Origin of the sequence: Nocardioides sp. LHD-245, assembly GCF_030929495.1 — a bacterium.
GTDB lineage: Bacteria > Actinomycetota > Actinomycetes > Propionibacteriales > Nocardioidaceae > Nocardioides.
Map to the genome: position 1 here is coordinate 504,997 of NZ_JAVFWN010000002.1, position 11,179 is coordinate 516,175.

Here is an 11,179-nt window from a genome sequence, read left to right on the forward strand (position 1 = left end):
CTCGGCACGGCGCCGTACCCGGGTCGTCTGAGTGTCTCGGGGCGATCCTCGCCAGCCCGCCGGACCCCGGCCAGAGTCGGTTCCGGGAACCGGAACCGGACCTCCCGGCCGGCGAGCGGCGCTCCGGGCTCAGACGGCGAGCAGGAGCTTGCGGTGCGGCGAGGAGTCCTGACGGCGCCAGATCTCCGTGACCTCGGCCAGGGGCACGGTCTCGGACTCGGCGGCGATCCGACCGGCCTGCACCAGCCCGATCAGGTGGCCGAAGGCGTCGGCGATGTCGGCGGGTCCGGCGTCGCCGATATTGCACGACAGCAGGTCCTTGCCCTTGAGGGCGATGCCGTCCAGCTGCATCGATCGGCCGGCGCGCATGCCGAGGTTGACGACCCGCCCGCCCATCCGGGTGGCGCGGATCGCCGCCATCAGGGGCTCCCCGAACAGCGCGTCCACGACCAGGTCGAAGCCGCCCCGGGAGGCGTCGGCCAGCGCCGCGGCGTAGTCGCCCTCGAGCACCACGGTGTCGGTGGCGCCCTGCTCGCGCAGCGTCCGCAGGGTGGCATGGTCGCGGCCGGCGGCCACCACGCGCGAGGCGCCCAGCGCGGCGGCGGCCTGGACCGCGATCTGGCCGACCGACCCGGTCGCGCCCGTGACCAGCACCGACTCCCCCGCGCGCAGGGCCCCCTTCCAGGTCAGCGCCAGCCAGGCAGTCGTGCCGGCGACGCCGACGCAGAGCGCCTGCTCGTCGGTGACGTCGTCGGGGACCGCCATCGTGGTGCCCGCGGGAGCCACGGCGTACTCGGCGAAGGTGCCGTGCGGGGGCGGTGCCATCGACACGTAGACGCGGCTACCGTCCTCCAGCCGTCCGACGCCCTCCAGTCCGGGCACGTACGGCAGGGGCGGCTGGAGCCGGATGCCGGCGGCGTAGACGAGATCGGCGGGGTTGAGCGCCGCCGTCGAGATGGCCACGAGGTGGTCCTCGCCGGCCGGCTCGGGGACGGGTACGTCGCGCAGGGCGGGCTCGCCGCCGAGCTCGTCGATGACTGCGGCGCGCATGGTGGTGCTCCTTGTCGTCGGGGGCATGGTCAGTAGGCGACGGTGAAGCGGTCGCGGACCAGGGAGGGCTCCTCCAGCTCGTCGGCGATCGCGAGGATGTAGTCGGCGAACGAGATCGACGGCATCGCGCCGTCCTCCCGGACCAGCAGCTCCCGGCCGCCGCGCCGGTAGGCGCCGGTCCGCGTCCCCGGCCCGATGCCGGGCGGTGGGGAAAGGTAGACCCAGTTCAGCTCGGTCTCCTGCTCCAGCAGCTCCCAGAAGTGCGCCGCGGCCGCCGCGGAGGCGGCGAACGAGGCCGGGAAGGACTCGGTGTCCATGATCCGGGTCGTCGTGCCGGGGACCCGGAGGGTGCCGGAGCCGCCGCAGACGAAGTGGCGGGGTACGCCGGAGGCCTTGACCGAGGCGATCAGGCCGGCGTGGTCGGTCTTGGCGTACTGGATCGAGGTGACCACGACGTCGTGGCCGGCGATCGCGTCGACGAGCTGCGCCGGGTCGTTGGCATCCGCCGCGACCACGGCGACCGCGGCGTCGGGCGCGACCAGCTCGGGGTGGATGGTCACCGCGGTCACCCGGTGGCCGCGGTCGACCAGCTCCGCGACGAGGGGGCGACCGACCTGGCCGGTCGCCCCGACCACCGCGATCCTCATCCGGCGAGGCCGCCGACGAGGGTGCGGCCGACGATGATCCGCTGGACCTGGCCGGAGCCCTCGAAGATGTCCATGATCTTGGAGTCCCGGTACCACTTCTCCAGCAGCAGCTCCTTGCTGACGCCCTCGGGGCCGAGGAGCTCGATGCAGCGCCGGATCACCCGCTCGGCCGTCTCGGGCGCGAAGCCCTTCGCGGCGGCGGCCAGGCTGCGGCTGGGCCGCCCCCGGTCCACCGTCACCTGGGCGAGGTAGTTGATCCGCCGGCCCCGCTCCAGGGTGGCGTTCATGGCCTCGAGGTCCCGCTCGACGGCGCTCCAGCGCTGCGGCGTGAAGCCCGCCTGCTGGCCTTTGAGGATCGGGGTGACGACGTCGATCGAGGCCTGCGCCAGCCCGATCGCCAGGGCGGCCATGTTGGGCCGGTTGAAGGCGAGTGCGCCGAGCGCGCCGCCGTACCCGTTGCCGACACTGTTCTCGGGATGGTCGACATCCCAGCCGAGCCGGTTCTCCAGGGGGATGGCGCAGTCGTCGAACTCCAGCAGCGAGGTCGTCCAGCTGCGGATGCCGAGCTTGTCCTCGTTCTCCTTGACGACGTTGAAGCCCGGAGTGCCCCGCGGTACGACGAACGCGTTGATGCCCCTCGCCCCGAGTTCCTTGTCGACGGTCGCGAAGACCACGACGTACTCGGCGAAGGCACCGCCGGTGCAGTACATCTTGCTGCCGTTGACGACCCACGAGTCGTTGTCGCGGACGGCGGTGGTGGCGACCATCGAGGTGTCGGACCCGAAGCCCGGCTCGGTCAGCGCGAACGCCGTGGCGCCGCCGCGCTGTTGGATCGGGTCGTACCACTCGGCGACCTGCTTCGGGGTGCCGAGGGCCTTGACGACCAGGTCGCCGATGCCGCCGCCCAGGGTGGGATGGACCCAGACGTCGCCGTAGTTGATGGCCTCGTAGAAGGCGAGCTTGGTGATCCAGTCGCCGTCCTCGAAGGTGGGCACCTGGCCCAGCTCGGGCTTGTCGGCCCGGCCGAGCGGGATCGGCGCGGTATCGAGGATCTCCCGCCAGTTCTCCGGCCGTCCCTTCTGCTCGTCGGCCTGGCGGGCGTACGGGCGGCACTCGGTGGTCGACCACTCCCGCAGGGTGCGGGCGTAGTCCTGCAGGGGCCGGCTGAGGGTGAACGAGTAACTCATCGGATTGCCTACGCTTTCGTGTCGTTCAGAGCCGTGCCTGGAACGGGTCCCGCAGCGGGTCGAAGTCCAGGGCGGACAGGGTCGCGGCGGAGCGGTACCAGAGCTCGACGGGATGGTCCTTGATGAAGCCGTGCCCGCCGAGGGTCTGCACCCCGTCGCGGGTCGCCTGGACGGCCACGGCCAGGGCGTAGGAGACCGCCTGGCCGACCGCCGTCCCGTGGTCGCCGCCCGGGTCGGCGACCACGGCGTTCGTCACGTCGACGAGCTCGGCGCGGGCCGCCTCGATGCGCATCATCGCCTCGGCGAGCGGGAAGCTGACGCCCTGGTACGACGCGATCGGCCTGCCGAACGCGATCCGGCCGGTGGCATACTGGCCGGCGTACTCGACGGCGCGCAGCGCGGTGCCGACGGCGGTCGAGGCGGTCAGCAGGCGGAGCCGCTGCACCGTGGCCAGCAGGCCGGCCGGGTCCGCGTCGGGGCCTCCGAGCAGCGCCGAGACCGGGACCGTCACGTCGAGGTCGACCGCTCCCAGCTGGGTGGCGTCCAGGGCCAGGCTGCCGGGGTTGGCGACGACCGTGACGCCCGCCGTGCCGTGGGGCAGTACGACGGCGCGGACCGCACCGGTGGCCGGATCCGTGCCGACCACCACGAGCGGATCGGCGGATGCCGCGAACGGGACGCCGACCTTGCGGCCCCGCACCCGGACCTGGTCGCCCTCGACCGCGACGCTGGTGGCGAGCTCGGCCGGGCCGCGGCCGAAGCCCTCGTAGAGCGCGACCGCGGAGCGGGCGCCGGGGTCGGTGGCGAGCCGGGTCAGCGCGGACCGCTGCTCGGCCGTGCCGTGAGCGCCGACGAGCAGGGCCGCGTGGGCGTGCCACAGGGCCGCCGAGGCGATGCCGGGGTCACCGTGGCCGAGGTTCTCCGCGATCGCGAGCAGTGCCAGCGGGCCGGGGACGCCGCCGCCACCGTGCTCCTCCGCGACCGGCATCACGAGACCGGTCTCGAAGACCTTGAGCCAGACGTCGTCGGGCACGGCCGCGGCGTACTCCGCGTCACGCGCGGACGGCGCGACCAGCTCGTCGGCGATGCTGCGCGCGAGGGCGGCGATCTCGACCTGCTCCTCGTCCGGTTCCAAGTCGATCATGTGGGTCTCTCCTCGATCTCGTTCGGGCTCGTTCGGATTCGGGTTGGTGTGTCTAGGCCAGGTACTCGAGCGTCGCGTCGACGGTCGTGGTCACCAGGTCGGTGCCATCGCTCGCCTCCACGTGGACGTCGACGAGCCGGCGGCCCCGCTCCTCCCGCACCCCCGTGACGACCCCGTGGCAGACGATCGGACGGCCGGGGAAGGTCGGCCGCAGGTAGCGGGAGCGGCTGCGCACCACGCGCGCCGCGCTCGGGGGCAGCCAGCTGGTGACCGACTGCAGCAGGATCGCGTAGGTCAGCCAACCGTGGTTGATGACGCCGGGCTGTCCCGCTCCGATCGCGTAGTGGTGGTCGAAGTGCACCGGCATGTAGTCGTCCTCGGCGCCGGCGTACATCACCAGCTGCACGGTGGTCGGGGTCTGCCGGTACGGCGGCAGCGGCGTGCCGACGGCGAGGTCGGCGAAGGCGGGCGCGGCCGCGGCGGCGGTGCTCATCGGTGCTGCACCTCGGTCCAGGCGACCCGCGAGACGGGCTGGTCCCCCCGGGTCGTGACGAAGGTGACCTGCGTGAACAGCATCGGGCCCTGGCGCCCCTGCTTCACGAAGACGTCGGTGAGCTCGGCGGTGACCGTCAGCACGTCACCGGGCCGGATCGGCTCGTGCAGCTCGAGCTCGTCGTTGGTGTGCAGGTGGCTGCGGAAGGGACGCTCCGGCTCCGGCAGGTCGGGCAGCGGGGAACGGAGCGCGGCGACATAGGTCGGCGCGGCGAGGTCGCCGTGGTGCACCGGATGCGGGTCGCCCGTGGCGACGGCGAACTTGCGCAGGGCACCGCGCTCGACCTCGATCGTGGCGGGCTCCCCGCGCGACCCGACGCAGGCCCTGAGCCGCTCGGCGTACTCCTCGACATCGCTCACCCGCGCAAGGTATGTCCGTGCCGCGGCGGCCCGGACGGCCATGTTCCAGCGGCCGGAAACCCGCGCGGCCGCGGCCGCGACGCGCGGCGAGGGTGCGGTGCCATGACCGACTACGACGTCGTCGTGGTGGGAGCCGGGCCGGTCGGCCTGACCCTCGCCATCGATCTGGGCCAGCGCGGGATCCGTACCCTCCTCGTCGAGCGCGACCCCACCACGAAGCAGTTCCCAAAGATGGACCGCTCCAACGCCCGCACCATGGAGCTCTACCGGCGACTGGGCTTCGCGGAGCGGGTCCGCGCGCTGGGCTATCCGCCGGAGGCGTCGATGGACGTCTTCGTGGTGACCAGGCTCGGCGACCCGCCGCTGGCGCGGCTGCGCTACCCGAGCGTGGCCGAGCACCGGGCCACGATCGCCGCCTCCACCGGATCGACCGAGCCGCTGGAGCCCTACCAGCTGGTCGCCCAGAACGACCTCGAGCCGCTCCTCGTCGAGATCGCCGCCGCCACACCGGGGGTCGAGGTGAGGTTCGGCCACGACCTGGTCGGCTTCCACCAGGACGATCTCGGCGTCGATGTCGAGCTGGTCTCCGGGGCCGGCACGCAGACCCTCCGCGCGTCGTACCTGGTCGGCTGCGACGGCGGCTCGAGCACGGTGCGCAAGCAGCTCGGCATCGCGCTGCAGGGCCGGGGGAACCTGGTGGAACAGCGCCAGGTCACCTTCCGCTCCGAGGAGCTCTACGAGCGCATCCCCATCGGGCAGGGCCGTCACTACTACGTCGCCGACGAGCAGGGCGCCGTCTTCGTCGTCCAGGGCAGCCGGCGCCACTTCACGCTCAACGCCGGCCTGCCGCCGGAAGCCGACGCGCGCGAGGAGATCCGCCGGCGGATCGGCTTCGACGTCGAGTTCGAGATCCTCAACCAGACCACCTGGCGACTCCATCTGCTGCTGGCCGAGCGCTACCGCGATGGCCGGGTCCTCATCGCCGGCGACGCCGCCCATCTGGTCATCCCGACCGGCGGCCTCGGGATGAACAGCGGCGTGGGGGACGCCGTGGACCTCGCCTGGAAGCTGGCGGGCACGCTGCAGGGCTGGGGCGGCCCGGGGCTGCTGGACAGCTACGAGACCGAGCGCCGCGCCGTGGGCGCCCGCAATGTCGAGGCCTCCGGCTGGGCGGCGGAGGGCCTGGGTCTGTGGCGCGGGCTGGTCACGCCGTCGATCACGGACGCCGGGCCGGCCGGCGAGGCCGCGCGCGCGGCCGTCGCGGCGGCGGCCGAGGTCCACCACCGCCGGATCTACGAGATGATCGGCGTCGAGCTGAACTACAGCTACGCCGGATCCGCCCTGATCGCCACCGAGGAGGGCGAGCCGGGGACCTGGGACACCACCACCTACGACGGCCACGCGCGACCGGGGGTCCGGCTGCCGCACGTGTGGCTGGCCGACGGGCGGGCGATCCAGGACGCGCTGGGCTCCGGCTTCGGTCTCGTCGACCTGACCGGCACGGCCGACGCCACCGCCCTGGCGGCCGCGTTCGCAGGCCACGGCGCTCCCTTCGACGTTCTCAGCTCCGACGAGCCGCGGGCCCGGGCGGCGTACGGGTGCTCGCTCCTGCTGGTGCGGCCGGACCTGCACATCGTGTGGCGGGGCGACCGGCTGCCGGCCGATCCAACCGCGCTGGCAGCGATGGCGCTGGGTGCCGGCTGAGCCCGTTCCAGCGGCCGGAAAGCACTCTCAGCACGGGCGCGGGGCGGACCTAGGTTCCCTGCCATGTCGATCGTCGAGCTCGAGCGGCACGGCGCCGTCGCCGTGGTGACCCTCAACCGGCCCGAGGTGCGCAACGCGTTCGACGGCCCCATGGCCCGCGCCCTGGGAGCCGCGATCGACGAGGTCGAGGCGGACCCGGGGCTGCGGGCCGCCGTGCTGACGGCGACGATCACCGAGCCGCGGCCGGTCTTCTGCGCCGGCCACGACCTGCGGACGATCGAGGACGAGTTCGCCGGCGGCGACCAGGCGATGACCGAGCGCGGCGGCTTCGCCGGGTTCGTCACCTACCGGCGCACCAAGCCGGTCGTCGCGGCCGTGGACGGCCTGGCGACCTCGGGGGGTCTCGAGATCGTGCTCGCGTGCGACCTGGTGGTCGCGTCCCGGCGCTCGTCGTTCGCGCTGGCCGAGGTGAGGTGGAACCTGGTCGCCGGGGCCGGCGGTCTCTTCCGGCTGCCCTGGGCGGTCGGCAGGGCCGCGGCGATGGACATGCTCCTGACCGGCGACGCCATCGATGCCGAACGCGCCCATCAGCTCGGGTTGGTGAGCGCCCTGGTCGACACCGACCCGACGGCGGCGGCGCTGGCCCGGGCCGAGCGGATCGCCGGCAACGGCCCGCTCGCGGTCAGCGCGAGCATGCGGGTCTGCGACCGCGCGTTCTCCGACTCCGAGGCCGAGCTGTGGGCGGCCAACGATGCGGCGCTGGAGTCCATCGCCGGCTCCGAGGACCTCGAAGCCGGCCTGGCCGCCTTCGCCGGCCGCTCCACACCGACCTTCCTCGGGCGCTGAGCCGTGACGCTCCCCCCTGCCCGGATCGCGGCGCTCGCCACGCGGCGGGCGTGACCCGACCTTCGAGGAGACGCGATGCTCAGTGACGTCCTGGTGATCGAGCTCGGCGGCCGGCTGGCCACGGCGTACGCCGGGCGGCTGCTGCGCGACCTCGGCGCGACCGTGGCACTGGTCGAGCCCCACGACGGCGACCCTCGTCGCGTCGACCAGCCCGCCTACGCGGAGTACCTCCACGGTGGCAAGCAGTCGGTCACCGAGCCTGCCCTGCCGCGGCTCGTGGAGCGCGCCGACGTCGTCCTCCACGACGACGATCCGGCCACGCTGGCGCTGGTGGGGACGATCCGAGCGGCCAACCCCGCGATCGCGACCGTCGCGGTCTCCGACTACGGGCTCGACGGCCCGCTCGCCGGCACGCCCGCGACCGAGCTCACGCTGCAGGCGGAGGCGGGCATCTGCATCGTGCACAACACCGGCGACCGGCCGGTCGTCCAGGCCGGCACCGACCTGGGCGAGCTCGCCGCCGGCGCCGCGGCCGCGCAGGCCGTCGCGACCGCACTGCTCTCCGGCGACGCCGGCGCGGCACGGGTGGCCGCGGACGTGTCGGTGTTCGAGGCGATCGTCGGCCTGCTCCAGTACCCGTGGCTGTTCGAGAGCATCGAGCACCATCCGCCCTATCCGACACCGCAGGCACCGGTGCCCGGCATCGAGCGGGCTGCCGACGGGTGGGTGTGCGTCGTCAGCGTCACCGGTCCGCAGTGGAAGGACTTCAAGGCCCTCGCCGGCGTGCCCGAGCTGGAGGACGCGCGGTTCGACATGCTCACACCGCGGGTCGTGCTCGCCGACGAGGTGACACCCCTGGTGCGGCGCTTCACCGAGCGGCACTCGGTCGCCGACCTCGTCGAGCTCGGTGCCGCCAACCGCGTGCCGATGGCGCCGGTCGCCACCCCCGCCACGATGACCTCGCTGCCGCCGTACCGCGACCGGGGCACCTTCGTCCCGCAGGCCTCCGGCCACGGGGTCCGGCCGCGGCCGCCCTTCCGGGCCGCGGCACTGCGCTGGGCCGCCGAGCCGCTCGTCGACGTCGGCGCGGACGACGACCCGGACCGGCTCCCCGAGCGCCGCGCCCGGATCCCCGTCCATGCCGAGGCGAGCGGCGAGCTGCCGCTCGCCGGGCTGAAGGTGCTGGAGTTCGGCACCTTCCAGGCCGGACCGATCGTGACGGCCAACCTGGCCGCGCTCGGCGCCGAGGTCATCAAGGTCGAGGCGGTCAACCGTCCCGACCTGATCCGGCTGGCCGGGCCACCGCTGACCGTCGACCGCTCCTGGGAGCGCTACGCCTCGTTCGCCGCGGTCAACCTCGGCAAGCGGGAGGTGACGGTCGACCTGGCGACGCCCCAGGGGCTGGACATCGCTCGCCGGCTGGTGACGGAGGCGGACGTCGTCCTCGAGAACTTCCTGCCCCGGGTGCTCGACGAGCGCGGCCTGGACTACGACGGGGTCCGCGCCCTCAACCCCGACGTGCTTTTGCTCCGGATGCCGTCGTGGGGACTCGACGGCCCGTGGCGCGACCGCCCCGGCTTCACCTACACGGTCAACGCCGCCAGCGGCCTGGCGGAGCTGACCGGCTATCCCGACGGCGAGCCGCTGATCACCGGCACCATCGTCGACCCGTTCGCCGCCATGATCGCCACGACCGTCGCGCTCGCCGCGATCCGCCACCGGGTGCAGACCGGCACCGGCGGCCAGGTCGAGATCCCGCTGTGCGACGCCGCCGCCCAGCTCGCGGCACGCTCGGTCATCGAGTGGTCGGCGACAGGCGTGGCCGCCACCCGATCCGGCAACCGCTGCCAAGGCACGGGCCCGCGCAACATCTACCGCTGCGCCGACGGCGGCCACGTCGCCATCGACGCGGAGTCCGACCGCGCCTGGCAGGCCCTGGCCGGGACGCCCTTGGCCGAGGACTGGGCGAGCGACCCCGCCGTCGCCGCGGCGGAGGCGCGGGCCGAGCGGCTCGCCGAGCTCGACGGACTGCTCGCCGAGGCATGCGGTCGCTCGCGCGCCGCCGACGTGGTGACGACGCTGCGCGCGGCCGGCGTCCCGGCGGCCCCCGTCGAGACCGGCGCGGGCGCCGTCGACCATCCTCAGCTGCAGGCCCGCCGGCGCATCGTCGAGCTCGACCACGCCGTGCTGGGCCGGCAGCGCTATGTCGCCTCCCCCGCCCGGTTCACCGACGGCCCGCGTGCGGTCCCGCGCGGCGGGCCGCCGCTGTTCGGGGAGCACAGTCACGAGATCCTGCGCGAGCTCGGCCTGACCGCGGCGGAGATCGCCGCACTGGAGGCCGACAAGCTGGTCGGCGACTCGCCCTTCGACCTCCCCTACGAGGGGAAAGCCGCCACCGGATGAGTACGACGGCCACCGACCCGCTCTGGACCCGGCCGTATCTGGTCACCGTCGCCGCGACCTGCCTCGTCTTCGTCTCGGTCGGCGTCACGATCCCGCTGCTGCCGTTCGTGGTCACCGACCGGTTCGACGGCACGGCGCTGACCGTCGGCCTGGTGTTCGGCGCGTCGGCGGTCGCCGCGATCGCCGCGCGACCGTGGCTCGGCCCGCTGGGTGATCGCCGCGGGCGTCGCCTGCTCCTGATCGCGGGCACCGTGGTCGCCGCCGCCGGCCTGATCGGCCACCTGCTGGCCGGCAGCATCGCCGCGATGGTCGCGGCCCGGCTGGTGCTCGGCCTCGGGCAGGCCGGCGTGATGGTCGCCGCGACGACGCTGGCCCTGGACCTGGCGCCCGCGGGGCGGCACGGCGAGGCGTCCAGCTACCTGTTCATCGCGGTCAACGGCGGACTGGGCACCGGACCGATCCTCGGCGAGCTGCTGGCGCGGGCCGATACCGAGGTGGCCTGGCTGGGTGCAGCGGCGACCTGCCTGCTGGCGGGCCTGCTGGCGCTGTCGCTGCCGGCAGTCCGCCACCACGTCGCCGACGGCGGGCCGGTCGCGGCGACCTATGGTCCCGCGCTGCGCACCGGTGCGCTGGCGGGGCTGGGGACCCTGGGCTTCGCCGGCTTCCTCGCCATGGTGCCGCTCTACGCCGCCGAGCTCGACATGGCGCACACCTCGCTGATCTTCATCCTGGCCTCGGGGACCGTCGTCGCGGTCCGGGTGGTGGCCGCCAAGGTGCCCGACCGGCTCGGCCCGCGGCCGGTGGCGCGGACCTCGTTCCTGACCCTGGCCGGCGGCTTCACCCTGATGGCGCTGTGGGTCAGTCCCACAGGACTGGTCGTCGGCACCGTCATCATGGCCGCCGGCCTGTCGTTGCTCGTGCCGTCGCTGGTGCTCCACGCCACCGAGGGGGTCTCCGAGGGCGAGGAGACGCGCCGGATGAGCGCATTCACGGTCTTCCTCGACCTCGGCGCAGCGCTCGGACCGAGCGCGCTCGGCCTGGTAGCCGCGGCGACGACGTACCAGAACGCGTTCCTGCTCTGCACCGGTACGGCGCTGCTCGGCCTGGCGCTGCTGCTCGCGTGGGTGCCGCGCCGCCACGTGCTCCGGGCCGAGCCGGCCGGCTGCCCCTAGCGATCCTTGGTCGCTAGAACTCCGACGTCGGTCTTGAGTTTCAGGCGGCGGTTCCCAGGCGCGCGTGGTCGAGATAGCCGTTGACGTGACGGTCGACGACGGCGAGTGCCCGTT

General features: G+C 73.9%; 10 protein-coding genes. 4 read left to right on the forward strand and 6 right to left on the reverse strand.

The window, feature by feature from the left end:
* Positions 1 to 129: 129 nt before the first annotated feature.
* Genes RB608_RS05040 through RB608_RS05065 form a run of 6 tightly spaced genes read right to left on the reverse strand, consistent with a single transcriptional unit; the run spans position 130 to position 4,940 of the window.
* Positions 130 to 1,050 (reverse strand): zinc-binding dehydrogenase, encoded by a 921-nt coding sequence (locus RB608_RS05040; RefSeq protein WP_308086713.1) that lies wholly within the window; start codon positions 1,048 to 1,050, stop codon positions 130 to 132.
* A gap of 29 nt (positions 1,051 to 1,079) precedes the next feature.
* Positions 1,080 to 1,697, reverse strand: coding sequence for an NAD(P)H-binding protein (locus RB608_RS05045; RefSeq protein WP_308086714.1), 618 nt, complete (start codon positions 1,695 to 1,697; stop codon positions 1,080 to 1,082).
* A complete protein-coding gene (locus tag RB608_RS05050) occupies positions 1,694 to 2,884 on the reverse strand; it encodes an acyl-CoA dehydrogenase family protein (protein WP_308086715.1) in 1,191 nt (396 codons plus the stop codon). Before RB608_RS05050 ends, RB608_RS05045 begins: the two co-directional genes overlap by 4 nt.
* Positions 2,885 to 2,909: 25 nt before the next feature.
* Positions 2,910 to 4,028 (reverse strand): acyl-CoA dehydrogenase family protein, encoded by a 1,119-nt coding sequence (locus RB608_RS05055; protein ID WP_308086716.1) that lies wholly within the window; start codon positions 4,026 to 4,028, stop codon positions 2,910 to 2,912.
* Positions 4,029 to 4,080: 52 nt separating this feature from the next.
* Positions 4,081 to 4,521 (reverse strand): MaoC family dehydratase, encoded by a 441-nt coding sequence (locus RB608_RS05060; RefSeq protein WP_308086717.1) that lies wholly within the window; start codon positions 4,519 to 4,521, stop codon positions 4,081 to 4,083.
* Positions 4,518 to 4,940, reverse strand: coding sequence for a MaoC family dehydratase N-terminal domain-containing protein (locus RB608_RS05065; RefSeq protein ID WP_308086718.1), 423 nt, complete (start codon positions 4,938 to 4,940; stop codon positions 4,518 to 4,520). Before RB608_RS05065 ends, RB608_RS05060 begins: the two co-directional genes overlap by 4 nt.
* A 102-nt stretch (positions 4,941 to 5,042) precedes the next feature.
* On the opposite strand from RB608_RS05065, the gene RB608_RS05070 reads away from it, so the two are divergent.
* The 4 genes from RB608_RS05070 (at position 5,043) to RB608_RS05085 (ending at position 11,065) form a co-directional block, all read left to right on the forward strand.
* Positions 5,043 to 6,644: an FAD-dependent monooxygenase gene (locus RB608_RS05070; RefSeq protein WP_308086719.1), complete on the forward strand. Its 1,602-nt coding sequence runs from the start codon at positions 5,043 to 5,045 to the stop codon at positions 6,642 to 6,644.
* 63 nt (positions 6,645 to 6,707) lie between these two features.
* Positions 6,708 to 7,490, forward strand: a complete 783-nt coding sequence (locus RB608_RS05075) for an enoyl-CoA hydratase-related protein (protein WP_308086720.1) — start codon at positions 6,708 to 6,710, stop codon at positions 7,488 to 7,490.
* Positions 7,491 to 7,565: 75 nt separating this feature from the next.
* Positions 7,566 to 9,893, forward strand: a complete 2,328-nt coding sequence (locus RB608_RS05080; RefSeq protein WP_308086721.1) for a CoA transferase — start codon at positions 7,566 to 7,568, stop codon at positions 9,891 to 9,893.
* Entirely contained in the window at positions 9,890 to 11,065 is a 1,176-nt protein-coding gene (locus RB608_RS05085; RefSeq protein ID WP_308086722.1) for an MFS transporter, read from the forward strand. The genes RB608_RS05080 and RB608_RS05085 overlap by 4 nt, the downstream gene beginning before the upstream one ends.
* Positions 11,066 to 11,179: the final 114 nt, after the last annotated feature.

Excerpts from the sequence above, each read along its gene's own strand:
- RB608_RS05040 (WP_308086713.1), bottom strand. The coding sequence starts at position 1,050 with ATGCGCGCCGCAGTCATCGACGAGCTCGGCGGCGAGCCCGCCCTGCGC.
- RB608_RS05045 (WP_308086714.1), bottom strand. The coding sequence starts at position 1,697 with ATGAGGATCGCGGTGGTCGGGGCGACCGGCCAGGTCGGTCGCCCCCTC.
- RB608_RS05050 (WP_308086715.1), bottom strand. The coding sequence starts at position 2,884 with ATGAGTTACTCGTTCACCCTCAGCCGGCCCCTGCAGGACTACGCCCGC.
- RB608_RS05055 (WP_308086716.1), bottom strand. The coding sequence starts at position 4,028 with ATGATCGACTTGGAACCGGACGAGGAGCAGGTCGAGATCGCCGCCCTC.
- RB608_RS05060 (WP_308086717.1), bottom strand. The coding sequence starts at position 4,521 with ATGAGCACCGCCGCCGCGGCCGCGCCCGCCTTCGCCGACCTCGCCGTC.
- RB608_RS05070 (WP_308086719.1), top strand. The coding sequence starts at position 5,043 with ATGACCGACTACGACGTCGTCGTGGTGGGAGCCGGGCCGGTCGGCCTG.
- RB608_RS05075 (WP_308086720.1), top strand. The coding sequence starts at position 6,708 with ATGTCGATCGTCGAGCTCGAGCGGCACGGCGCCGTCGCCGTGGTGACC.
- RB608_RS05080 (WP_308086721.1), top strand. The coding sequence starts at position 7,566 with ATGCTCAGTGACGTCCTGGTGATCGAGCTCGGCGGCCGGCTGGCCACG.
- RB608_RS05085 (WP_308086722.1), top strand. The coding sequence starts at position 9,890 with ATGAGTACGACGGCCACCGACCCGCTCTGGACCCGGCCGTATCTGGTC.